This is a genomic window from Chitinilyticum aquatile DSM 21506 (assembly GCF_000430805.1).
GTDB classification, from domain to species: Bacteria; Pseudomonadota; Gammaproteobacteria; order Burkholderiales; family Chitinibacteraceae; genus Chitinilyticum; species Chitinilyticum aquatile.
On sequence record NZ_AUMS01000017.1, the window covers coordinates 35136 to 58735 of the forward strand.

Here is a 23600-nt window from a genome sequence, read left to right on the forward strand (position 1 = left end):
CTCAGTCCTTCAACAGCACGACGACGAGCAGCACCACACCGCCGACCATCAGCAGCGGCAGCATCATGTTGCCGCCACCCGGCGTCGGTGCCGTGGTCGTGTCGGTGGTTTGCTGGCCCGGAATGTAGAGCTTGCCGTCATCGCCTACAGCGACTTGCGGATATTTCTTCTTCAGGTACAGGTCATAGCCTGACACCCCGACCGACAGGATGTCTTTCAGGCTGTTGAAGAAATTGGCCGTGTCACTGTTGTTGCTCACTACGATCGGATCAGACATTGCGCACCCCCTTTACAGGTTCTGCAGCAAATCGACTGCCTCGACGTACACGACGATGTTTTCAGCGGCGCTGAAGGTCGGCAGGAACTCGAAGGTGTTGGCTGCAGCGGTGTTGAGCATGTCGGACAGGTTGTTGTCGCAGATCAGGTCATACACGTACATGCCGGCTTGCGGCACCTTCTTGTTTTCTTTCTGCCAATGCTCGTTGATCGCCTTCACGGATTCGTGAATGGTGACGCCGTTCACTTTCACTTCCAGCGCAGTCATGTTGTTGCTCATGACGTACACGCGCTTGTAGGCAGTGCCGTTTTGACCATACGGCAAGCTGATCGGCCATTTGCCGGCACCGCCGATGTTGACCGGATACTTGAGCAGCTTGTTGATTACGCCGATTTCCTTCGGAGCCGATACCTGGGCGTAGGCTTGCAGTGTCGGTGCTGTTGCGCCGCCAATGTCCACTTCCAGCATGACCGAGGCCACACCCTTGATGGTGCCGATTGCGCCAATGAGCTGGCCGGCTTGATCGCGGGCATACAGCTCGGAGAAGTCGAGCACCAGCAGAGTAGCGTCGGACGCCATGCCGGTGTAGTTGTTCATCTTGTCGAGGTCAGCACCCGAGCATTCATGCACCACCTTGGAATTGATGCGGAGTCGAATTGACGTGATGTGCGACTTGGTGAACGCGGTGCCGCCGAGCTGCAGCGTGATGCGTTCGTATGTGTCACCGCGCGGCAGTTCCAGCGTTGCGGTGCTGTTCGCACCGACGTTGAAGAACGGCAGCAGTTTCTTTCCTTGCGACATAGCCGCCCCCTTTATGCGCCGAGAACGACGGTGCGAACCTTCGGAACGCGATACACGATGGCCAGCACAATGGCGACCTTGAGCGCGAAAATAGCGTGTTGCTTCATGGTGAATTACTCCCTGTGTGAATGGATGGCCGCCCCCGGCCTGTGTTGCTCTTCCCATTTCGCGCCAAAAAAAAGACTCCCGCAAAGGGGAGTCAAAGTGGAGTAGGCGACTAGTCAGCAACTAGTAGTTCTACTCCCGGTGCTAGGTGCAAAAAAAGTTCAAGAAAGCATTGATCCGCGCGTAATTCCCCCTCTGGTGTGTTGTATAAATGCTAGTTCCGGCATATCAAGCAGCTCTTCCGGCTTGCACCGGAACTTCTGCGCCATCAGCTTGGCATCCGGCAACCAGTCGAGCAGGCCACAACGGGTCAGACTGGCATTGCCGAGCGTATTCTTGTCAATCAGGGCCGGGCGCTGACTCAGCGCGTAGATCGTCAGCCCCTCCGTTCTGCCCTGGGTGATGCACTTTCGCCAGCCCGCCGAGTCGGATTGTCCGCCCTGACACACTTCCGAAAGCTCTTCCGCCACGAAGGTCAGGTTCTTGGCTTCAAAGGCAAGTGTGGCGATCAGGTCGAATGCCCGCCGCACTTGCGCTGGCGTTCCTTTTGGCCGGTACGCTACCTTGAATGCGCCGGACGGCCCAGCGGCCACCACCACCCTGACCAGTTCCGCCACGCTCCCCACGGTCTGGGCATAACCTTCATCCGCAAATTCCCCCTTGGCGTCCCACACGATCAGTCGCGAAGGCTTGAGCCGGTCAATCTCGTTCATGACGTAAGTGGTTTTGCCTGATCCAGACGCCCCCATAACCACATTCACGTCCAGCTTGCGCGCTCGCTTGCCTGTCGGCTTCGCTCTGCTGCCTGCCGGAGCGCCGCCCTTACTGCGTGACGTCTGCGAAGCGCTCTTCTTCCGCGTGCTGCTGACCGGCATTTGCACCCCCTTGTTTACGCGCCGCATCAACCATCATGCGGCGCATTTCGTTTTCTGCACGGATGGCCTGTACCGTCGTGTAGCCCAGCGGAATCACGACCATTGCCAGCCCGATTTCCGGCCCCCACTGCTTGAAGAAGTCACCCCCGGTCAGGCCATACTTATCCATGACCGGTGCCAGCGCCTCGGCAATGCCGTCGATTGTTTCATCGGTGTAGATGCGGCCAATGCACGAATAGAACTGGCCCGCCGCCAGCCGGCCAGCCTTCAGAAGGCACTTTGCCTCCGTCACCGTGGTGTAGTCACCGTCTACCTGCTCAGAACCCCCTGCATCCTGCGGCAAATCAGTCTGCAGGAACGGTGCGACTACCTCGGCATCATGCACTTCCGCCATGCTTTGCAGTGCCGCGAGCGAGTCAAAACCCGCGCCAGTGTCACCGACGTTATTTCCCTTCACTTCCATGATGTACCCCTTGTTATGCTGCTTCAGACAGCAGGTTATTCAGCCGGCCAAAAATGCCGCCTTCGTCACGAACCCCAGCCGGATTCGGCTTTTTTTCCGGTACCACTTCTGGCGCTTTTTCTGGTTCCTGTTTGACCTGGCTTATGCCGGCCATGCGGCGCAAGGCCGTATCAGCGTCCTTGCCGTAGGCCTGTACCTTCACGTTGCACCAGTTGCAGGACATGATTGCCAGACCGTTGGCCTGTTCTGTCAGCGGCTGCACATTGCCGCAGCACGGGCATTTGATTTGCCCGATTTTCATGCGCGCCGGCTTACTCACTGCAGCGCCCCGGCAAGACCGTTGCGGGCGCACAGATCGGCCACGACAGCACGCAGCCGTGCCAGCTCTGCGGCCAGATTCGCGTTGTCCTGGCGGGCCTCACGCAAGGCCGATTCCATGTATTCCGCATGCTCCACCGCCGCCGCCGCGAAGGCTTCCGCGTGCGGCTTGGCGGTCATCATGTTGGCCCCCGTCAAGGCCTTGTACTTCTGCTTCAATGCGTCCAGCTTCACACCCATTTTCTTTCTCCCTGATGATGGGCCACATCCCGCGCCGTGCCGATTCCGGCACAGGCGGCAGCAAACGGATCTGCATTGGCCCGGTTGATTTGATGACCTCTTGCGCCGCTGCCGCGTCGCTTTCGTACTGCCGCTGCAGCGCTTCCAGCCTCTGCAGCGTTGCCTGATCGGCCCATGCGGGCCTGAAATCGCCGGTTTGCCAGTGCGGCTCTTCCGGCGAGTTACAGTTATTCACACGAGTCCAAGCTGCGCGGCCTTCGGCCTTGCCGTGCCACTCCACCGTCCACTCATGCCGACGAGTCAGCACCCGTTCAATCGTGCGGTTTTCGCTGTCGAGAATGACGACAGCGCACGGCACCTTGACCTCTTCGCCGTAGCAGTTTCTCGGTAGGGCCGTTTCCCCCGTTTCCGTGTTGACCCAGTTCCGCAGCGGCTCTGTCTTGAGCTTGAATTGCCCACCCACCGACCACACGGCGCGCGTGTAGGCCGACCAGTCGCCAATGTCGGCAGCCACGTGAATGTGATGCAGGAAGAAATGCCCCTGTGACTCGGCAATCGGTGCCTTGCGCAGCTGCCGCCAGACCGTGACCGACGGCGCTCCGATGATCTGGAATTGCCTGACGCGGTGCAGGTTCGCCCATGCCTTGACGCGCTCCGCGCCGGATTCGGCAGACAGGCCGGATTCGTCATCCGTGCCGACGGCATGACCGTCGATGTTTTTGCTCAGGTACTTGGCGATGTAGCCAACTGCGGAACCCTTGGCGCGGTCGATGTGCTTGACGGTAAAGCGGTGTTTCCACGCACCTGGCTCATGCTTGTCTGTCTCGCGGGCATAGCGGCGCAGGATGCGCACCAGTGCACCGCGCTGGCGCTTGTCGCACCACAGCAGCATGTGCCAGTGCGGTGCGCCGTCGTGATGCGGCTCCACAACCCGTACGCCCATGCGCTCGATACCCAGCTTGCCGAGCATGGCGCGGGTGCGCTTCCATTGATCCATCAGCAGGTCATGCGTATCACGTGGCGAATGTCCGTCATATTTGCGGCTGGACGGGTGATAGCGCGACGGTGCCGTGATGGTGACGAAGAGGCCGACCCAGCCCATGGAATCGGCAATCTCTTCCATGCCCCGGACGCGCACCATCAGTTCCGTGCGCCGGATGGCCGGATTGCTGACGCTCCGCGCGGCCAGCTCTGCCACCGTCATTTCAAGGCCTGATTCGTTTGTAGCGACGGCGTTCTGCAACGACTTCTGCGCGGCACGCTGACGGGCTCGCAGGCGGGCAAAGGATTCGTCTTTCAGGTAAACATCGCGCTTGCGGTGCACGTCGCCCATGCGGACGTGTTCGACTTCGATAGCCCGGAGCGTTTCCCGGCGCAGCTGCCGACGCCACCAGCGTTCGGACTGCACCCGCTTAGCCAACCCCTCGAAAACATCAAGTCGGCACTTGTTCCATGCGTCCTTGAACGCCATCAGATCCGGAACCCGCTCCCAAGAGCGCAAAACGATCTCAGGCGGACTACCCGCATCCAATGCCGCAGCCTTTGCCAGCTCCCGCGCCTTCAGCCGCAATTCGTCATCATCAAGGCCAATGGGCAACCGAATTTTATGCAGCTCGGCAGCGCGCTTGACGGCGTACAGGTTCGCATCGCGCAGGGTGTCGCGCTTGATCCGCGCGCGCCATTCCCCGGCAATCGACTTTGCCAGCGACGGCGGCAGACCGTGCAGCACCTGCCTCAAGTCGGCATTCATGCGCGCGCCGACACGCTCGCGGACGCGATCCGGGTGGAAGTGCGATGACATTACGCGGCCCGGCGCGGACGGAGTTTTTCGGGGAGTTTCTTATCGCGCAGCAGCAGTGCGCCGTCAGCATCAAAGCGCTGCTGAATCAGGCCCAGCAACTGTGCGGCCGCATTCGTGACGCCGTTCAGCTCGGCATCCGTGAAGCCACCGACACCGGACAGCTTGACGGCCTTTGCCACGTGCTGAATGTGCGAGCCGTACTCTTCGACCTGATAGAAAAGGCGCGTGAGGATTTCACGCTGGCGCTGTGTCATTGGCCGAACTGGCGCAATGGTGCGCAGGGGCTGCTGCCCGGATGCAACTTGAAAACCGCGCGGCAGGTTGATTTGCGCGGCTTCGATACTGGCCTTGCATTGCGCAATGGCAGAAGCGTGGACGGTGCTGGCCTGCATGGTCAGCCCCCGATTCCCTGAGCTTCCTTGCAGTAAAAGCCAATAGCGCCCGCCGTGCTGCTGCAGAAGCTATGTGCCGCATCAAACGCGGCCTTGTACGGCAGCGCTTTTTCCGTCACGACACGTGGAATACTGATCGACATACCGTCTTCGGTATGCCCACCATCCATGAGAACTACGCCGAAAAAACCTAGGCTTGATTTAGCCTGGCCAACCGCCTGCACTGCACCCATGACCGCACCCCTTTATAATGGGGTGCCTCGCGGGTTCGTTTGTTAATCTGCCTAGGTTGACTTTGTTTATCCCGTTTTCAAGAGAAACTTGCCATCTTCTAAGTGCTATCGTTCCCTTTTTGTTTGTGTGCATTCCCTCAAAATCAGCAGTTTGGATGTCGGTGTCTATTAGGCAGAGTATTTTGCCGTTGAGGGTGTTTTGTTCGGTTTTTTCTGAGAGTGGAGCAAAAAGGTAGTTAAATAATTTTATGACGATCGATGCTCCGCCAACGGGTATTATCTTTAAGTCTTCAATGCTATTTTTAAGGTAGTGTTCGAGGTATTTTGCATCGTCTGCGCCTTCGCATATAATCCAGTTTGTTTTTTTGTGTTTCATTATTGTTATTATTGAGGCAACAAGATCGAAATAGCTTTTCATCTCAATGTCGTCAGGAAAGTCTCCCCGGTTTTCTAATAAGTCCCGCATGTTGAAGAATGCGGCGCTAGGTTTGGGGTTTTTTGATATGTGGCATAGCGTGCCAAGTTGTAACATGGGTACCAATCCATACCAGTGTGTTGTAATCAATACCTGTCGGTTGAGTTTTTTCGAGAGATTGGCTAGTTTTTCGAATTGATCGAAGCATATTGCTGTGTGCATTGATGATTCAGGTTCATCGATGGCTAGTATGTAGTTTTTGTTTTTGCTGGTTTCGCTGGATAAGAAACAGCTTGCAAGGTCCACGAGGGCTGCTCTTTTTTCGCCAGAGCTTAGTTGGTCAATTGATCTGTCGCCTTTGAATAATGTTCTTTTTGTGAAGAATGCTTCAATAACGTCATGTCGAATGTCGCTGGCTTTTAGGTTTTTAATGCGTCCTGTGTTTTTGTACTGATATTCTTGGTTTGCGGTTTTTGCAGTGCTGTTGATGCTTTCCAGGAAGTTGTCTAGCCAGAATGATATCAATTCTACAATGCTGAGTTTGTTTTTTCTTCCGTCCTTGATTAATTCGATGGATCTTTCCTTGAGGATTTTGTCGATCTCTTCAGTTAGCTTTTTGCCCGCCATGGTTTGTAGTGCGACATTGTCGAGTTGAAGGGTTTCTCTGACCCCAGTTTCAACTGGCAGGTAAAGGTATGTGTAGCGGTTGCAAATGAAATTTTTTATCTGTGTTGGGGTCGGTATTGAGTTGTTTTCGAAGTGTTTTTTTATAGTGTGGTCAAATGCGCCGAAAAATATGTGGTCTGGGTCTGTGTATTTTGTGCCGCAAATTAACAGCCAGTGGGTGTTCCTTGTTTCTGGGTTGTTTGCAATTATTTCGTCTCTAAACGAAAAGAAATCGGCAAGTGCGCGTTGTGACTTGAGAATTGGTGGTAGTGTTTCTTCGGTGCAGTCCCATAGGTGGGTGGACATTTCATCGAGGTATTTGATGCTGTTTCGGCCTTTGTGGATTAGAAATATTGGGGCGCAATATACGTCATCGTGTTTTGCGTCTTTGTGCGGGTTCCATTTTCTGTTGTTGAAAAAAGCATCAATTGCCTCAAGGATTGATGATTTGCCAACGCCATTGTTTCCAATCGATATTTGAAGTGGATCAAGGTGGGAATTTGTTAGTCTTATAAAGTTTAGGCCGCTAAATGCTTTGTAGTTTCTAATAAATATTCCTGCTATCACCTTAAAATCCTCAGCCCTGTAGGGCGGGTCGTGCCCGCGCTGATCCATCTTTGTGGCTGCACCGGTGCCGGAGTAACCACGTTCTAATTACTGTTTTGCTTGCCATGACTGAATGGCAACTTATCCAGAAAGTTATGTAGTGTGCGCAGATCTTGATTTACGCACGCGGCGCGATCTTTGAACGTGCGCTGCGGTTTGGACGAACCGCTTCCGGTGCGCAAACCCCTGCGGGATTTGCACACCCTACCAGCTGCCGTTTTTCTGCTTTTCCGAAATCACCACCGCGCCGCTGTCCTGCGACACCTTGATGAATTCCTTGAGCTGGCCTTTGTCCCGGATGGCGTAGGTGCCCAGCAAATCGCTGCTGGCGGCCTGCGCCCCCAGCGCCATGCCCAGCAGCGCCAGTGCGGCGAGTCGTTTCTGCATCATCAACTCCCTGATGATTGTGGTTGCGTAAGCAAAGCTTGTTTTTTCTGAAAGCCTACCACGGCTGATTTTCCGGATAAATTGATCTGCCACAGGGGCGATGCAGGAATGCAACGTCGCCGCAGTTTGCCGCTGGCCCGACGCCGGATGTGAGCGGCTTTGGGTGTGTGCATGGGTATGGGGCTGCAGGCGTTTTACTATGCCATTTGCATGGCAATACCCGGCAACAAGCCCCGCGATGCGGGGCTTGTTGTTGGCTGGGAACGAGCGCGGTCGGGCGACAATCAGCGTAGCGAACGCCCCGAAGGGAGTCCCCTCGGGGGATTGCGCCGGATGCGCTGAGTGCGGGAGCACGTATGTGGCGCATTGGCGATGCGCATTGACCCCGACGAGTGCACCGTACTCGGTGGCGATGATCTGCGGATGGCGGATTGTGTTTGGCGCAGTCCCGCCAGATCTCCGCGACATGCCGCGCCAGCCGCCGCCTGGCCGGACGCCGCCCGGCCAGTGTGACCCGGATGGGGCGGGCTTTAGCGCGCGGGCGTGCCGGCCGGCAGCGAGCGTGCCAGCCGGAAGCCGATCGACGGATTGCTGAACGTCGGTGCGCTTGGCGCGCGATCGGTCAGGTGCATGTCGAAGGTGTTGTCCCAGCTGGCGCCGCGCAGGATGCGCACCGGGCTGTCGACCGGGCCAAGCGGATTGTGCTGCGCTTCAGCCGTGAACGTGCGCTCGCCATCGTTGGTCCATTCCCAGACATTGCCCGACAGGTCGTACACGCCCAGCGCGTTGGCTGGGTAGCTGCCCACCGGTGCCAGGCGTGGATGGCCGTCGTCGTAGTCGGGCCAGGGGGTGAAGCCGGCGGCCAGCTCGCCGAAGTAGGCCATGAAGCTGGCGTCGGCGACGTTGGCGGTCGGCTTGCCGTTCACCAGCGGGCTGCCGTTGCCCCAGGCGTTGACGATGTCGCGGCCGCGCTCGCGCGCCGCGTATTCCCATTCGGCCTCGGTCGGTAGGCGGTAGCCGAATACCTTGCCCACATCGCGGGTCGGCTGGCCGGCCGAGTCGAGCAGCGCACCGGTGTTTTCGTCATACGCACGGGGCCAGCCGTGCTGCTGGTTCAGCCAGTTGATGTATTTGATCGCATCGAACCACGTGACATTGATCACCGGGTTCTGCCCGCGCCCCATCTCGACCTGGCCGATGTCGAGCGAGCTGGCCGGCGTGCGGCCGGTGGCACGCGTGTAGCGGTCGTAGTCGGCAAAGGTTACCTCGGTCTTGCCGATCTGGTAGCTCGACAGCGTGACCGGATGCACCGGCGTCTCGTTCGGGTAATTGAAGCCGTTCTCGATGGTTGCCCCCATCATGAAGCTGCCGCCGGCGACGGTGGCCATGCCGCGCCTGGCGGCATGGGCCGATTGCCACGGCCCCCACTCGGCGCCGGGCGCCTCGCCGTAGGACCACCAGCGCGCCTGCCAGTCCTCGCCATCGTGGCTGACGGTTTCGCCCTTCTGGTAGGCGCGGTTGGCCTGCCAGCTTTCCGCGGCGAAGGCGGCCGGAAAGAGGCCGGCCAGTACGGTGGCAAACAGCGCATGCAGCGCCATCTTCTTGCTCTTGTTCATCTTATCCATCCTCATTGTCTTGCGGTCTGTGCCGCTTTAACGCGCCGGCCGGAATTGGCCGGCCGGATCAGTGTACCGGGATGGCTGGGGGGTGCTGCCGGAAAGTGCATGGTTGTTGTAAGTTTGTGGCAGCGACGCGGAGCTGTGTGGTGGCTATATACAGGTGGTGGGTATACCTGCATAAGCAATCAATTTAATGCTGTCTGCTCGTATACCTGCAAGATTTCTCGCTCTCCGTTTTGGCAGGCCGTACTGATGCACATGGATTGCATGGAAAGCCAAGTAGGGGGGGCGCAAAGTCTGATTCGCGCACGCGGCGCGATCTTTGCACGTACGCTGCGGCCTGGGCGGGCCGCTTCCGGAGCGCAAACCCCCGGCGGGATTTGCTTCTTGTCTGTTGCAGGGTATATGTCGCTGGCCTTTGGCTTACTTGGGCTACGAGGCAATACCCGTGGATTTATTTCACCCGTTCCGGCAGCTAGACTTTGCGCACGCGCTGGGTCAGGCCCTTGAGGAAGTGGCGCAGGAACTGGTCACCGCACGCCCGGAAGTGCTTGTGATCCTTGCGGCGGAAAAAGGCAGAAAGCTCATGTTTGGAGACGGTGAAGCCGGCGGCGGCCAGCATGGCGCAGATGTCGTCGTCTTTCAGCTCGAAGGCGGTGCGCAGCTTTTTCAGTACCAGGTTGTTGCTTGCCGGCAGCTCGATGGGTGGCGCGGGGCGGCTTTCGTCCTTGCCACGGCGCAGCACGATCAGCGCATCCAGAAACTGCACGAGGGTGAGGTCGTCGCATTCGGCGAAGCCCGGCTCGTCCACTTTCTTCAGAAAGGCCTGCATGGTGTCCAGTCTGACGTCATGGCCGCTGGCCTGCACCATCTCGGCCATTCTGGCGTCGGACAAATCCAGCATGAAGCGAATGCTGCGCAGTACATCGTTATTCAACATGGGGCGGACCTGGGTGGGGGAAGCGGACATTTTACGCGGCCTGCCGGTGCTTGCCCGCTTTATATTTGTTCCGGGATTGGCATCCTGCCGGTTGCCGCAGTGCGGCGGGATGTGATCTGGCCGTGCTTACTGCGGGTAGAGCAGCGGGGCGGCGATGAGCTGGGCGCGCAGGATGTCGCGCTTGCGGCGGTCGTCGCGGTGCTGCTGGTTCAGGTTGTCCAGCTCGCGCTGCCAGCGGCGGCGATCCTTGTCGTTGGCAGCACCATATACCTTGTCCTGCAGCTTGCCGCGCTGGTCGCTGTATTGCGCGATGCGCGCCTCGGTCTGGTCCAGATCGCGCTGAATCGTGTAACGCTGGTAGCCGCGCTGGTAGGCACCCATGAAGGCGGCCTGGCTTTCCGCCGGGCAGACATTGCCGGCTGTGCCGCCGCGCAGGCCCACCTGATAGCCGCTGGCGGCCGTGCAATAGCTGCGCAGGCCTTCGCTGCGGCCACGGTTGTACTGGGCGAGGTCGGGCTTGATGCCCTGCTTGCTGCAGGCCTTGGCGTGATTGGCAATCTGCGAGTCATAGCCGGCCTGCCCATCACGCAGGCCGATGCCATACCAGTCGCCGGTGCGGCATTCGCTTTGGCTGAGTGAAGTGCAGGCGCTGGTCAGCAGGGTCAGGGCAGGCAGGATGAGGTGGCGCATGGCGTGCTCGCAGGCAGACTGGAAAGGCCGGCATTGTAGAAGGCGCATGCCGTGAGCATCCTGTGAATAGTTGTGCTGCGCGGTGTGAGGATTCACGCGGGCTGTGGGGGAACCATCCGGCATGTGCCTGCGGCACTCGTCAGTCCGCGTGCGGCGAGACATGGCAGGTGCTTTCTGCCTATGACCAGGATCAGTGCGTGCCGCTGCCGTGTTTCTGCTGCGCCTGCACCGTTGCCCGCCACGACTTAACCCAGCCTGACCGCTCCCCAGACGATGGTTGGAAACGAGAGCGCAATGGCGATTTCGGACCACACCGGCAGGTGGATGGACGGATAGATCTGCTGACTGCTGAACAGCCCGAACAGGAGAAAGACAAACGCCAGCAGCGTGGCCAGGTAGCCCGGAACCGGGCTGGGCTGCGGCTTTGTGCGGTGGCCGGCCCGGGCACGGGCGGAAGTTGTGGGGCGGTCATCAATGATCCGCAACGGGGGGATGCGCGGGGTGGGCATCGCACAGGCTCCTGTCATGAGGTCGATAGCATCATGCTATGCCGCTGGTCTATCCCGGCGCAGTGGAGCATTACCGGTGCTGCCGGGTAATTTTTGGTCGCCATGCCGGGTATGGACAGGCGGAACGCCAGCTCTCGGGATTACGGATAGGGCAACGGAGGGTGCCATCTGCGCCGTCTTCTGTCTCCGATTCAAGCGGACGCGAACCCCGTGTGCTGGGGGGGCTACAGCAGCCCGATCAGGCGGGAAAATTCGGCTTCGGCTGTGCCGTACTGCAAGGAGAGGCCGTCAGCCTGATACCAGTCCCGACCGGCTTCCAGGTGCGGGCCCAGCAGCATCACTTTGCCCTGGCCATGACGGGTAAGCAGCCCTGCAATGCGGCCGCTGCGCTGGTAGCGCCCCAGGACGGTGGCTCCCGGCGGCGCGTGCCGGCCCAGATGCGGCCCGCTCTGGGTGTAGAGTTTGCGCGTCTTCCCCTGCCAGATGACGGGCAGCAGGGTGGGCTGATCGCTGGCGATTTCGGCGCTGATGTCGTCCAGCCCGACCAGCGCAAAAGCGGGTTTGCGGCTCGGCAGATCGCTGTAGCGGGCGGCCAGATAGGCGCCGGCGCAGATCCCCAGATAACTGCCTCCCCGTTTTACAAACTGGCGCAGTGCCTTGATCTGCTCGGGGCGCAGAGCATCCAGTGTTTCGTCGATGTCATCCGAGCCGCCGGGTTGCACATACACCTGCAGCTGCGCCAGCGTAGCGGCATTCAGTGTTTTTTCGTTCAGGTAGATGACGCGGTCATGGCGCGCGGTAAAAAACGCCCCCACCGTTTCACCGCAGCCGTTGCAGGTTCCCGCGCCAGTGAAAATGCCTACCGTGCGGGCGTGGACAGCACCTGACAGCGTCAGCAGGATGGCGAGCAGGAAGGATCGCATGGCGGTTGGCACAAGAGGAAAAACGCACAGTATGCCTGCGCCAGTTTACTTCGTGATGATGGGTAGCCAGTTGCGCGTGTATACGCTGCTGCTCTTGTGTGATTTGCTTGGGTATTTGTCTATAGCCATTTCATTTATTGGGTTATGAGCAAAAGGAGTGCAGGGTATATGCTCTGTTTGAGTCTCTGTGGCGACCGGGCAACCGGCCCGAGCGTTTCGGCACGGCGGGCGAGCGTTTCTGCACCGTGGCGATGGCGTGCAATCCCTAGACTGGCAGCTCCTTTCCCTTGCCGGAGTAGCCACATGAAACGCCTGATTCTCTCGTCCCTTTCCTTTCTCGCGCTGGCCGCCGCCAGCCACGCCGCCGATTTCCGCCTGTCCAGCCCGACGCTGCAGGCGGGCAAACCGATGCCGGCGCTGCACGAATTCAACGGCTTCGGCTGCACGGGCGCAAATGCCGCGCCGGTGCTGAACTGGCAGGGCGTGCCGGCCGGGACGCGCAGCCTGGCGGTGACGGTGTTTGACCCCGATGCGCCGACCGGCAGCGGCTGGTGGCACTGGCTGGTGGTGAACCTGCCCGCCGGCAGCCGCACGCTCGACGCGGTTGCGCTGCCGGAAGGTGCGCTGCAGACGCGCACCGACTATGGCGCACCCGGTTTCGGGGGCGCCTGCCCGCCGGCAGGCGATGCGCCGCACCGCTATCAGTTCACCGTCTGGGCGCTCGATACTGATAAGCTACCGGTCGATGCCAATGCCAGCGGCGCGCTGATCGGCTATCTGCTGCGTCAGCATGCCCTGGGCAAGGCCGAGCTGACCGCCACCTACCAGCGCCCGGCCAACCGCTAACCTAGACCGCCATGACCGACACCCTCACCCATTCCCCGCCGCAGACCGGCCCCGTGCAGCTGCGCGTGGTGCAGCAGGGCACCATCACCGCCCGCAGCGCGCAGCATCTGCGGCGGGTGATGTGCTGGTCACCGCTGCTGATGCGGGTGCGGCGCGGCCAGAAAGTCCTCATCGATGGCGAGCACCGCCAGCAGGCCGGCCCTGGCCAGCTGGTCGCGGCGCCGGCCGGCACCGAGCTGGAGCTGATGAATCTGCCGGAGGCCGGGGCGTATGTCTGCGAAGTGCTGCAGTTCGCGCCGGCCTTGCTGCAGCACTGCCGCGACAGCCATGCCGGGGTGTTTGGTGGTTTGCTGGCGCGCCCCGACCCTGCGCTGATCTGCCCGCTGGACGCGCTGCCGGCGCGGCTGTGGGATGAGGTCTTTGCCGCGGCCAGCCAGCAGGAGCCTGATGAACTGCTGCAGCACCGCGCCGAGGGCCTGCTGCTGGCGCTGGCGCTGGCCGGCCACGGTGGCAGCCTCTTCATCGACCGCAGCGCGGCGCTGACACGGCGCGTGCAGCAGATGCTGCTGCTGCAGCCGGGCCGCGACTGGACGGTGGACGATCTGGCCGTGGCGCTTGGCGTGGGCGCATCCACGCTGCGCCGCCAGCTGGCGCAGGAAGGTACGTCGTTTCGCGAGTTGCTGGAGCAGGTGCGCCTCAACAGCGCGCTGGCGCTGCTGCAGGGCTCGCGCCAGCCGGTGGCACGCATCGCCGAGCAGTGCGGCTACGCCTCGCCCTCGCGCTTTGCCGTGCGCTTTCGCAGCCGCTTCGGCATGAGCCCGCAGGAGCTGCGCGTGAGCTGCTGAGGCGGCCGCGCTACTCTGCGCCGAATTGCGCCAGTACCTGGGCCTCGGTCAGTTTTTCGGTGTCGTTGGCAAAGTCGTAATAGGCGGGCTTGTTGTCGACGAAAATCTGCATGGTGAAGGTCAGCCCGCTGTCGTCCTCGAACAGGCCGGCCGGGACGAAATGCTCGCCGGTGGGAAGGTAGCGGTAATAGAGGTGCGAACCGCACTTGCTGCAGAAGGCGCGCTCGGCCCAGTCGGACGAGCGATAGGCGGTGATGTGCTCGGCGCCTTCGATGCGCACATCGCTGCCGCAGGGCACCGCCAGCAGCGGGCCGCCGCTCCAGCGCCGGCACATGCTGCAATGGCAGGCATCGGCGGTGTGATGTTCACCGGTTTCAAGCCGGACCGACCGGCACAGGCAATGGGCTTTCATGCGGGCTTGCTCCTCACTCGGACAGGAGTTGCAAGCCTAGTCCGCCGGCATGACAGGCGCTTGTCGATTCTTGCTGGAATGCAGGCGTCATCACACTCAGTTCACGACCGCAGCCCCCCAGCCATCCATGTCGGCGCCCAGCATGCTGGCCAGCTCGTGATTCGCCAGCGATTCCTGTACCACCAGCGGCAGATGCAGCGGCAGGGTTTTCACCATCAGCAGCTCGCCGGGCTGGCTGGCGTCGCCGGTGCGGTAGCCGCGTGTGCCCAGTTGCTCGCGCAGTTGCGCGAGCGCAGCCGGTTCGCCCCGGAAAAAGTATTCCAGATCGTGCGGCAGCTCGGGATTGCTGCCCTGTTCGACCAGATGGCGGATCACCCTGTTGTCGAGAATGAAAAACTGGTCGGCCAGCGTCGGGCGCAGGTAATCGTTGCAGAAGCCGGGGCCTTCGGATTCATCCACGTCGATGGCGTAATCCGGGTGCTGCTGCATCCAGCCGCCAACCGGCGGGCGGAATGCATCCCAGTTGTCGTGCAGAAAGACCAGCTCGCGCCACCCGGCATAGGTCATCCGTCCGGCCAGGACACAATTCGGTGTGTCGCAGTCGTGCAGCACCGCGCAGAGAGCGTCTTCCATCTGCCACAGGCGCTCCGATTCCTCCCCCTGCGGGCCGCCATTGCGCCCCGGTGCCGCAATCGGAATGATGATGCGGGCACAGTGCGGCAGATCGGCTGGCGGGTTCATGACCACGTCCATCGCGACAGAGATGAAAAACAGCTGCTCCGGTGTTTCGCGGACAAACATTTCCCAGTGTTCACTGACGATCTGGCGGGCGGTGTTCATGTGGTAATCCTTGGCGGGGGTATGCGGCGGGAATACCTTAGAAGTGATTGTGGCTTGCGTCAATAAAACAAAAGTGCAGCGTAAGTGTGTGGAGCGTCTTTGAAGGTGCCTGCTTATCGCCGAAGGTGCGTAGGGGGCCTTTTACTCCGGCATCGTTGCCCACGGCGAGCTTGGCGTCCTTGATGCCGATGCTTGATGGAAGCCTGACGGCAACCTCCCTGTCAATTATTCTCGGCGGCTGGCGGCAGCCGGCACTTAGCGGGCGTTGAGCGCGGCTTGTACCATGTCGGTGAGCTGCTGGTAGCCGAAACTCTGCAGCGGCTGCCCGTTCACGTAGTAGCTCGGTGTCTTGTTCACGCCCAGCGCCTGTGCGTCGGCGATGTCCTGCCTGATGATCGCGGTGATTTTTTCGCTCTGCATGTCCTGTTGCAGACGCGTCATGTCCAGCCCCAGTGGCGCAAGCTGCGCCAGTGCGAGGCTTAAATCGGCGCGGTGGTTGACGGCCCACTGGCTCTGCGTGGCCAGCAGGGTTTCCAGTGCCGGCCAGTACTGGCCCTGCAGGCGGGCGGCTTCCAGCGCGGCGACGACACTGCCGGCGCCCTCATGCAGTGGCGCGTAGCGCACCACCAGGCGAATCTGCCCCGGATGCTGCTGCATCAGGTCTTTCACAAAGGGATAGAAGGCCGCACAGGCCTCGCAGGCCGGGTCGAGAAATTCGGTGATGGTGACCTTCGCGTCGGCCGGCCCGAAGACGGGGGCGTGCGTGCGGTTCAGTGCCTGCTGGTTGGCGGCTGTCTGGGCGGAGATGCTGGCTTGTTGCTGCTGTTTCACATACAGCGCACCACCGATGAAGAGGGTCAGCAGGCCCAGTGCGGCGGCGACAAAGAGGAGTTTCTGTTTCATGATTCTGGTTTGAGCCTGCTGGCTAGTAAGAAAGTGGTGATCAGGGCAAACGCGACAACGGACATGAGCGGAATGGTGACAAAGCCGAACCATTCAGCGCTGACCTCGGCGCAGCTGCTGCCCTGTGCGCAGGGGCTGGCATTTTCAGCGATCAGTCCGAGCTGCAGCAGCCAGTGATAGATCGCGACCACCAGCCCGGTGAGTGACAGTGGCAGCGCATAGCGCACCACGCCCCGGTCGAACGGAAACAGCCCGAATGGCAGCATGATCGCCAGCGGGAACATGGCGATGCGCTGATACCAGCACAAGGTGCATGGCGCGTAGCCGAGCACTTCGCCGAAAAACAGCGCGCCCAGTGTGCCGCAGGCGGCGATCAGCCAGGCAGCGAACAGCAGCAACCAGCTGCTGCCGGTTTCGCTAGGGATGCTGGGGGTGGGGTTCATGCGGCTCCGGGTAGTCGGGTAAAAAAGGCCGCCTAGGCTGCGCCTTCCAGCCGGACACAGACCATCGGCATGCAGTGAAGTTTCCGGTGGCTGGGGGTATTAATGCCATATTGCTTGTGCCGCCATCCGGGAAAGGGAGATGCTCCGCCTTGGGAAAAATGGCGGCCTAGCCGCCGAAGATCACGGCGTCGGGAATCTCGTACTGCTCGATGCCGATGGTGACGAGGTTGCTGTCTCCCTGTTTGCCGGCCTTGAAGGGCATGTTCTTTTCCGCCTGGCTGCGGTCGCTCCAGTCCACCTTGCCGTGGCCGAAGTAGATCGTCCGGCTCTGGCCGCCGGGGCGGGTGATGGTGACGAGCGCTGCACCCCGCCCGATGCGTTCCACGCCGAAGTGGCACTGCGTGGGCGTGCCGGAGAAGCTGCAGCGCAGCTCGCCGGTGGCGTGGTAATTGGTTCCCTTTACTTTCGCATCGTGGCTCACGGCAAGCTGGCCACCATCAATACCGACATTCAGGGTGAAGCTGGCGCTTTCGCCACGGCGTGCTGCGCTGCGCATCAGATACACGCGCACGGTGTATTCGCCGTCCGCAGCCAGCTGGCCGCTGAAGCGGTTGCCCGATGTTGAGCCGATGAAGAGGGCTTCCGCGCTGGATCCCGGCGGCAGAATGTTGAAATAGTTGCTGCCATTGCTGGTTTTCAGCTCCACCTTCATCGTCTGGCCGGCTTGGGCGACCAGCTTGTAGTCGATGTACTGCTCGCCCCTGATCGTGTCCCTGATGGTGCTGCTGCTGGTGCCCTTGGCAAAGTGAACCGGTTTGACGAGCGGATCCTGCGCCATGGCTGGTGTGGCCGACAGGGCGATCAGGGTGCCGGCAAGGGCGGCAAGCAGGGGGCGGGATGTCATGGCAATGCTCCGTGGATGGAATGCGCTTACTGTAGGAGAATGCCAGTGTCCTGTCTGTGGTGATAGATCACAGGAATGCTGTGACGAAATGCCGGGCGGCAGCCCCATCTCGCCGCAGCTCCGTCTGTACTGCATCGCAGCAAAAGGCGCTTCCTTTCCGGAGGGGCGCACCTTCATAATCAGGTTCTCATCTCGGGAGCCACACCATGTCCACCGTTTCCGCCGCCCAGACTTCCCGTGGCCGGGCGCGGCGCCAGCAGGTGCCGCTGGCCGGCCATGCCGAGCCCGGCAATATCAGGCGCGATCCGCTGCCCCTGCTCGAGGCCAGCAGCGCCGGGCGCATTGCCCGGCTGGTGCCGCTGCGCTACGGGCGCATGCTGGTGTCGCCGTTCACCTTCTTTCGCGGCGCTGCCATGCTGCAGGCGCACGATCTGGCCGGCACGCCCTGCAGCGGCATCATCCAGCAGATCTGTGGCGACGCGCATCTGGGCAACTTCGGCGGTTTTGCCTCGCCCGAGCGAACGCTCTTGTTCGACCTCAACGATTTCGACGAAACGCACCCCGGCCCCTGGGAGTGGGATGTGAAGCGGCTGGCGGCCAGCTTCGTGCTGGCCGCGCGCACCGCTGGCTTCAGCCGGCACAGTGCGGACGAGATCGTCTACCGGCTGGTGCGCAGCTATCAGCGCTGGATGGCGCATTACGCCGAGAAGGGCGCGATGCAGGTCTGGTATGACCGCATCAGCTACGAGCGCCTGCTCGACAGCATCGACGACGAGCACGCGCGCGAGGTGCTGGGCCGCGAAATGAAAAAGGCGCAGAAACGCACGCACGAGCGCCTGTTGCCCAAGATCGGCAGCAAGGTCGAGGGCCGTTGGCAGATCAACGACGAGCTGCCCTCACTGTTTCACATCTTCGGCGAAAACCCGGTCTTCGGTGCCGAAGAGCGCAAGATGCTGCTGGGCAACCGGCAGGCGCTGGCGCAGCAGCTGTATGGCGAATACCTGGCGACGATCAGCATCAGCCACCGCCAGCTGCTGGAGCGCTTCAGCATGCAGGATCTGGCGTGCAAGGTGGTCGGTGTCGGCAGTGTCGGCACGCGCTGCCTTGTGCTGCTGCTGACCGACGAACAAGATAAACCGCTCTTCCTGCAGATCAAGGAAGCGCGGCCCTCGGTGCTGGCGCCCTATGTGCCGGCGGGCGTTTCGCCCTACGCCAACGAAGGTCAGCGCGTCGTTGTCGGCAAGCGGCTGATGCAGGCCTTCAGCGACATTTTCCTCGGCTGGTCGCATGCCGGTGGGCATCACTTCTACTTCCGCCAGCTGCGCGACATGAAAATCTCGCCGGCCATCGAGCGCTATTCGCCGACGGTGATGGCGCTCTACGGCGAGCTGTGCGGCTGGGTGCTGGCGCGCGCCCACGCCCGCAGTGGCGGTTTTGCCGGCGAGATCAGCGGCTATTTGGGGCAGGACGATGAATTTGCCAGCGCGCTGGTGCGCTACGCCGCAGCGTATGCCGACCAGAGCGAGCGCGATTACGAACTGTTCCGCGCCGCCTGCCTGAGCGGTCGGCTGGAAGCGCAGTCGGAGGATGATTTTGTCGCCGCGATGACGGGAGCGCTCTGAGCTTCGTGTTGCAGCCTGTTACTGGTGTGGTGTTTTTTGCAGCCCTGCCTGTTTGCGCTGCGTGATCTGCAGTTGCCGAACTGCTTCGCGGTAAGGCTCGATGGCGATGGCTTTTTTCCAGTAGCGTTCCGCCTCTGCATAGCGCTGTTTTCCCATCAGGAAGTGCGCATAGTTTCCATACATGAGGGCGTCTTTGGGGTTGTTGCGGATATTTTCCAGCAACAGCCTTTCCTGTTCGGCAGTGTCCCCGACATTTTTAGCCACATGCTGGCGGTGGATGTTCACCAAGCGGCGCTGGTAGTCGAACTTCGCCAGCCGGTCGGCCTCGGCGAAGTGCTGCTCTGCACGCTGGGCGTCTTTCATGTGTTCGGCAACGATGCCCTTGAAATACCAGGCATGAAAATTGGAAGGGTCAAGCTCGTAGGCCTTGTTGAGCGCCATCCATGCGCCGCGCAAATCACCCTGCAGGATGAGTATGCGTGCGTAATGTGCGTGGGCCTGGCTGTTGCCGGGAGCAAGCTCTCTGGCCTTCGCCGCCAGTGTCAAGGCCCGCTCGGCTGTGCCTGGCTGGAAACTGTCCAGCCTGTACCAGTCGCCTATTTTGTAACCGTCGATCAGCACCAGCAGCGATTCGTCCATGTAGATCCAGGCATCACCCGGATTTTCCGCCTTTGCTGCAGTGATGCGTTGCCTGGCTTGGCCGACAAGCTGCATATTGAATACGTCAGCCTCAAGACGGTAGTAGGTGGCGCGGCTTGTGTCATTGCCGCTTTGCGCCGCCCTGGCCGGCTGCAGTTTGCCTGCAAGAAGGCAAAACAGGACGAATGCGCATGCTGTCAGCATGATCATCATCGCCCGGCCGGTCATCAGCGGGCGGTTGCCTGATCTCGCTGCGAGTACAGGTGATCGTGGACTTTCTGAGAGGGGTTTGTACAGGAGGTTGTTCATCGCGGTTTCCGAGCCAACGGTAGTACAGTGGTAAGTCACTGCCTGACCAATACCTTTCACCATTATTATTGAATTTGGTCTGAATAATGTTGAGTGCATTCATGGTTGTTGCGTGATCGGTATGTTTTGTTGGGAGCTGGCTGTGGCATGCCCTGGCGACAGCAGGCGCAGGATGAAATCACGAACGCCAAACAGCCGGATCGTGGCGGGCAAGTGAGCGCGGCCATTGCGGTACAGGTCGTCTCGTGTGTCTAATGCAGGATTCAAGTCAAGGAGTTGAAAGCATGGCAGGTTTGCGTGATTCGATGCTGGGGCTGGGCATCAGCATTGCCGTGGGGCTGGTGCTCTCGTCGGCGATTATCAGCTATACGGCGGGCCGCATCAGCGGCAACAAGCAGTCGGTTTCGGTGAAGGGGCTGGCGGAAAAGGCGGTGAGCGCCGATCAGGCGCGCTGGAGCGTCATCGTGCAGGGTGGGGCGACGACCTTGCCGGCGGCATTTGCGCAGCTGCGTGCCAATCGTCCTGCGCTGGTCGAGTTTCTCAAGCAGCAGGGTTTCACTGAGAAACAGCTTGCCTTCGGCCGCGAGGAATATGAAGTGGTATACAAGCAGGATGAGGAAGGCCGTCCCACGCGCGAGGTTGAGCAGTATGTGGCCAGTCAGAGTGTGCAGCTGGCCAGCAATGACGTGAAGCGCGTCGATGCCGCCGCCGGCAAGATCGTGCAGCTGGTCGAAAGCGGCCTGCCGATCCGCGTGAACGACCCCGAATATCTGGTCAGCACGCTGGAAGCCGTGAAAATGTCGCTGATCGCCAACGCCACGCGCAATGCGCATGACCGCGCGACCGAATTCGCCAAGACCGGCGGCGCGACCGTGGGCGCGATGAAGTCGGCCAATCAGGGCGCTTTCTACATCCTGCCCGCGCAGGGCGGCGGCAGCGATGACGACTACGGCGGTGCTTACGACAAATCCACCATCGACAAGATCGCCCGCGTGGTGGTGACCGTCGAATACGCGATCAGCCAGTGACGGACTGATTGGCGGTGGCCGGGCGGTGGCCTTCCGGATGCAGGTGCACTGCCAGCCAGAGTGCGCCGTCACTGACGCGGCAGACCGTGTGCGGCGTGCCGGCGGGCAGGAACAGGTAATCGCCAGCCGCCAGCGGTACCAACTCGCCGGTTACGTCCAGCACTGCCTCACCCTGCAGCAGCACGACCCATTCATCCTGCTCCTGCACGTACGTTGTCGCCGCGATGCGCGGCGAGCTGACGATGCGTTCGATCAGCAGATTGCGCTGCGCCAGCAGCAGATCGAAGCGCTCGCCGTCGGATGGCGTACCGGCATGCCGGAACAGATTGCCGCGTTGCATATTCTTGCCTGATAGGTATAAGCCCGAAACCATTCATTTGAAGTGGCTGTGGCCGTATAGATTGTAGAGTATATTCAGAGCCGTTTGATCCGCCCGCGCAGCGTGTCGGTGTGGGCGGCGTTGCTGCGAAGGCGTCAATACTGTCGGTCTGTGATGTGATACACGTTGATGTATCGACTTGATATTGCTTATTCATCCTTGTCCCGGTTGGTCAGGCCCGACACGACGGCCACCAGCAAGAGGCTTGCCAACCAGCCGAACAGGATTTCCAGCCAGACCAGCAGTCGGGTCGCATGGTATTTCCATACGTTAGCGGCAAAAAACTGCCCCAGCTCCGAGAAGATGTTTGCCTTCGGCGTCGGAATATACGGTGCCCAGTCGTGCTCTTGTTGCAGATCGACCAGTGGCAAGAGCAGGTCCAGCGAATAGGCGAACGGACTGAAGCCGGTGTATTCACCAGCCAGCGGTGCACACAGATACCAGTTGCCGCTTGGATTGTCAGGGTTGACTGGCAAGTTGGGTGGCGACTCATAACCGGGGCGGCAGGTCGCATAGTCTGGGTGATTAAAAACCAGCGGATTGCTCGGCGCAAAAACACCGTTGAGCGCCGCCATCCAGAACAGTGCCGCACTGACCAGCCATACACCGAACATGATTGCCAGCAGTCGCAATGGGCGATGGCCATAACCGATCAGCAAGCCAAACACCCAATGGAAAAAGCGCGGAATGTGGCCTTGCACCACGCCGATTTGGCGACGGTGTTTTTCATACGCGATCGCCACCTGCCGTGCATCTTCCAGATGCCCCATCGAGCGTAGCGTGCGAATCAGTTGCTTCCAGGGTTGCGGCCTGAATTGCTGCGGGTCATTGACCTGATCTTCCTGTTGCTTTTGTAGCCACACGATTCGCTTTGCCGCATCGCACGACGAGCCACCGGCAATGTGCCCGTATACAAAACCATCCAGCACCAGTCCGTCACCCCAAGAGGCGACATCGTCGACGAGCTGGCCAATATGACAGCCGGCCAGATTGACCTCGTTCACGGTTTTTTTCAGATTCCGAAATTGAAAACTGCGATCAATTTGCGCCAATTCAGCGGCGATTGCGAACCCTTGCTGACTGCTGAATTGTCCACCCTCGCAAATGAGGCCTCCACCGATTTGTGCCCCCGAAAGGCAAAGCGTTCCGCTGGAGCTGAATCCATCATTGAGAAAAATATCGCCCTTGATGGTTGCTCGGCTTGCATTCAAGCTGCAGTTGTCTTTACCGTCAAATTGACCACTAGAGCATTCGAGGATGCTCCCGATTTCCGCACCCAGCAAACGTACCGTGCCGGACGCTTTAAAATGGTTGTTTAGAAATATGCTGCCTTGGATTTTCGCTTTGTCGAGAGATAGGGCTGCATTGTCATGGCCGTCAAAGACGCCGCCTCTACAAGAGAAGTCGCCGCCTATCCTTGCGCCGAGTAGGCGGATTTCTGCGCTTGATTCACAGTCTCGCATAAACATGTCCGCATCCGCGCACAGCCCATCGCCTAGCAATCCCGGAAATTTCGATCCTGATAGCACGAGCAAACCATGAATATGTGCATGCCGCAGTACCGGAGGGGCTGTGAAGTGGCAGTTGATGGCGAGAATACTGGACTGGATTTCACACCTTATCAGATCGAGCGTCCCGTCGATCCAGGCACCTTGCAAAGCTACGCCATGCTCATGTACCGGTGTTTTTTCGTCGCCGCCCAGCGCCAGAAAGCGAAGAAATGGGGCGCGTACCCGGTTCGTGGTGCTCATCTCTTCCGGGCGTGCTGTGCCGATGACCGCCTGTTCACCTTTCCTCACCGCTTCCTTCAGTGCCTCTTCTGCGGGAAGTGAGGTTAACCGCGAATTTCGGATACCAAGCGTAGCCAGATAAACTGGCATACGGAGGTATCGATGTACAAAATCCCGAAGCAGAGCTTCACCACCGAGTTCAAGCAAGAGGCGGTCCGCCTGGTCGAAGCCGAAGGCAAATCCCCCGCCCAGGTCGCCCGCGACCTGGGCATTTCCGAGCAGACACTCAGCAACTGGCGCAAAGCCAGCAAGGCGGGAAAACTGGCCGCCGGAACTGGCAAGGCCATCACGCCCGAGCAGATGGAGTTATCCCAGCTGCGCGCGGAGAACGCCCGACTGAAGATGGAGCTCGAAATCCTGGAAAAAGCCACGGCGTACTT

Annotated in this window: 28 protein-coding genes; 5 read left to right on the forward strand and 23 right to left on the reverse strand. The window is 60.3% G+C overall.

The annotated features are described in order from the left end of the window. Position 1: 1 nt before the first annotated feature. The 15 genes from H559_RS0111930 to H559_RS0112005 form a co-directional block, all read right to left on the reverse strand. Positions 2 to 277, reverse strand: coding sequence for a hypothetical protein (locus tag H559_RS0111930; protein WP_028452900.1), 276 nt, complete (start codon positions 275 to 277; stop codon positions 2 to 4). Positions 278 to 289: 12 nt separating this feature from the next. Further along, positions 290 to 1078 (reverse strand): major capsid protein P2, encoded by a 789-nt coding sequence (locus tag H559_RS0111935; RefSeq protein WP_034641071.1) that lies wholly within the window; start codon positions 1076 to 1078, stop codon positions 290 to 292. Between the two features lie 266 nt (positions 1079 to 1344). Further along, entirely contained in the window at positions 1345 to 1896 is a 552-nt protein-coding gene (locus tag H559_RS20170; protein ID WP_051279384.1) for a hypothetical protein, read from the reverse strand. A gap of 109 nt (positions 1897 to 2005) precedes the next feature. After that, entirely contained in the window at positions 2006 to 2521 is a 516-nt protein-coding gene (locus tag H559_RS0111945; protein WP_028452902.1) for a hypothetical protein, read from the reverse strand. A 13-nt stretch (positions 2522 to 2534) separates the two neighbouring features. After that, a complete protein-coding gene (locus tag H559_RS0111950; RefSeq protein ID WP_028452903.1) occupies positions 2535 to 2822 on the reverse strand; it encodes a hypothetical protein in 288 nt (95 codons plus the stop codon). Between the two features lie 117 nt (positions 2823 to 2939). Next, positions 2940 to 4880, reverse strand: coding sequence for a replication endonuclease (locus H559_RS21795; protein ID WP_081413033.1), 1941 nt, complete (start codon positions 4878 to 4880; stop codon positions 2940 to 2942). Continuing rightward, positions 4880 to 5272: a hypothetical protein gene (locus H559_RS0111965; RefSeq protein ID WP_028452904.1), complete on the reverse strand. Its 393-nt coding sequence runs from the start codon at positions 5270 to 5272 to the stop codon at positions 4880 to 4882. Before H559_RS0111965 ends, H559_RS21795 begins: the two co-directional genes overlap by 1 nt. Before the next feature lie 2 nt (positions 5273 to 5274). After that, a complete protein-coding gene (locus H559_RS22690; protein ID WP_155845394.1) occupies positions 5275 to 5505 on the reverse strand; it encodes a hypothetical protein in 231 nt (76 codons plus the stop codon). After that, positions 5474 to 7201: an ATP-dependent nuclease gene (locus tag H559_RS20180; protein WP_034641075.1), complete on the reverse strand. Its 1728-nt coding sequence runs from the start codon at positions 7199 to 7201 to the stop codon at positions 5474 to 5476. The genes H559_RS22690 and H559_RS20180 overlap by 32 nt, the downstream gene beginning before the upstream one ends. 195 nt (positions 7202 to 7396) lie before the next feature. After that, positions 7397 to 7579 (reverse strand): hypothetical protein, encoded by a 183-nt coding sequence (locus tag H559_RS0111980; RefSeq protein WP_155845395.1) that lies wholly within the window; start codon positions 7577 to 7579, stop codon positions 7397 to 7399. Between the two features lie 530 nt (positions 7580 to 8109). After that, positions 8110 to 9195, reverse strand: coding sequence for an SUMF1/EgtB/PvdO family nonheme iron enzyme (locus H559_RS20185; protein WP_051279388.1), 1086 nt, complete (start codon positions 9193 to 9195; stop codon positions 8110 to 8112). A 478-nt stretch (positions 9196 to 9673) separates the two neighbouring features. After that, positions 9674 to 10138: a YehS family protein gene (locus H559_RS0111990; protein WP_028452906.1), complete on the reverse strand. Its 465-nt coding sequence runs from the start codon at positions 10136 to 10138 to the stop codon at positions 9674 to 9676. Positions 10139 to 10264: 126 nt separating this feature from the next. Beyond that, complete coding sequence (locus H559_RS21800; RefSeq protein WP_162143322.1) at positions 10265 to 10876, reverse strand: DUF2799 domain-containing protein; 612 nt, start codon at positions 10874 to 10876, stop codon at positions 10265 to 10267. 197 nt (positions 10877 to 11073) lie between these two features. Beyond that, complete coding sequence (locus H559_RS0112000; protein WP_028452907.1) at positions 11074 to 11337, reverse strand: hypothetical protein; 264 nt, start codon at positions 11335 to 11337, stop codon at positions 11074 to 11076. Positions 11338 to 11561: 224 nt separating this feature from the next. Continuing rightward, the gene (locus tag H559_RS0112005) at positions 11562 to 12260 is read right to left on the reverse strand and encodes a BPL-N domain-containing protein (protein ID WP_028452908.1); all 699 of its coding nucleotides are present in this window, start codon (positions 12258 to 12260) and stop codon (positions 11562 to 11564) included. A gap of 303 nt (positions 12261 to 12563) precedes the next feature. On the opposite strand from H559_RS0112005, the gene H559_RS0112015 reads away from it, so the two are divergent. Together H559_RS0112015 and H559_RS0112020 are read left to right on the forward strand one after the other, a co-directional pair. Then, positions 12564 to 13106 carry a YbhB/YbcL family Raf kinase inhibitor-like protein gene (locus H559_RS0112015; RefSeq protein WP_028452909.1) on the forward strand — a complete coding sequence of 181 codons (543 nt, stop codon included), beginning with the start codon at positions 12564 to 12566 and terminating at the stop codon, positions 13104 to 13106. Positions 13107 to 13117: 11 nt separating this feature from the next. Then, the gene (locus H559_RS0112020) at positions 13118 to 13951 is read left to right on the forward strand and encodes a helix-turn-helix transcriptional regulator (protein WP_051279392.1); all 834 of its coding nucleotides are present in this window, start codon (positions 13118 to 13120) and stop codon (positions 13949 to 13951) included. Between the two features lie 10 nt (positions 13952 to 13961). On the opposite strand, the gene H559_RS20195 is transcribed toward H559_RS0112020, so the two are convergent. From H559_RS20195 to H559_RS0112050, 5 genes are all read right to left on the reverse strand, one after another. Beyond that, positions 13962 to 14363 carry a GFA family protein gene (locus H559_RS20195; protein ID WP_034641079.1) on the reverse strand — a complete coding sequence of 134 codons (402 nt, stop codon included), beginning with the start codon at positions 14361 to 14363 and terminating at the stop codon, positions 13962 to 13964. Positions 14364 to 14459: 96 nt separating this feature from the next. After that, positions 14460 to 15203: a DUF695 domain-containing protein gene (locus H559_RS0112035; RefSeq protein ID WP_028452911.1), complete on the reverse strand. Its 744-nt coding sequence runs from the start codon at positions 15201 to 15203 to the stop codon at positions 14460 to 14462. A gap of 255 nt (positions 15204 to 15458) precedes the next feature. Continuing rightward, complete coding sequence (locus tag H559_RS0112040; RefSeq protein ID WP_028452912.1) at positions 15459 to 16106, reverse strand: DsbA family protein; 648 nt, start codon at positions 16104 to 16106, stop codon at positions 15459 to 15461. Beyond that, positions 16103 to 16549, reverse strand: a complete 447-nt coding sequence (locus H559_RS0112045) for a disulfide bond formation protein B (protein WP_034641083.1) — start codon at positions 16547 to 16549, stop codon at positions 16103 to 16105. Before H559_RS0112045 ends, H559_RS0112040 begins: the two co-directional genes overlap by 4 nt. A 166-nt stretch (positions 16550 to 16715) precedes the next feature. Continuing rightward, entirely contained in the window at positions 16716 to 17453 is a 738-nt protein-coding gene (locus H559_RS0112050) for a hypothetical protein (RefSeq protein WP_034641085.1), read from the reverse strand. A gap of 206 nt (positions 17454 to 17659) precedes the next feature. On the opposite strand from H559_RS0112050, the gene H559_RS0112055 reads away from it, so the two are divergent. Beyond that, positions 17660 to 19075, forward strand: coding sequence for a DUF2252 domain-containing protein (locus H559_RS0112055; protein ID WP_028452915.1), 1416 nt, complete (start codon positions 17660 to 17662; stop codon positions 19073 to 19075). Between the two features lie 18 nt (positions 19076 to 19093). Here the strand turns inward: H559_RS0112055 and H559_RS0112060 are convergent, their stop codons facing one another. Then, positions 19094 to 19918, reverse strand: coding sequence for a tetratricopeptide repeat protein (locus H559_RS0112060; RefSeq protein ID WP_162143323.1), 825 nt, complete (start codon positions 19916 to 19918; stop codon positions 19094 to 19096). A gap of 389 nt (positions 19919 to 20307) precedes the next feature. Between H559_RS0112060 and H559_RS0112070 the strand changes: the two genes are divergently transcribed. Beyond that, positions 20308 to 21051 (forward strand): SIMPL domain-containing protein, encoded by a 744-nt coding sequence (locus H559_RS0112070; RefSeq protein ID WP_051279394.1) that lies wholly within the window; start codon positions 20308 to 20310, stop codon positions 21049 to 21051. Here the strand turns inward: H559_RS0112070 and H559_RS20200 are convergent. Both H559_RS20200 and H559_RS23030 read right to left on the reverse strand, forming a co-directional pair. Next, a complete protein-coding gene (locus tag H559_RS20200) occupies positions 21041 to 21391 on the reverse strand; it encodes a cupin domain-containing protein (protein WP_051279396.1) in 351 nt (116 codons plus the stop codon). The genes H559_RS0112070 and H559_RS20200 overlap by 11 nt on opposite strands. Positions 21392 to 21579: 188 nt before the next feature. Continuing rightward, on the reverse strand, positions 21580 to 23310 hold the full coding sequence (locus H559_RS23030) for a hypothetical protein (protein ID WP_211230938.1): 1731 nt from the start codon (positions 23308 to 23310) through the stop codon (positions 21580 to 21582). Between the two features lie 12 nt (positions 23311 to 23322). On the opposite strand from H559_RS23030, the gene H559_RS0112090 reads away from it, so the two are divergent. Continuing rightward, positions 23323 to 23600 (forward strand): transposase (locus H559_RS0112090; protein WP_028452920.1); only part of this gene is annotated, 278 nt, incomplete at its 3' end.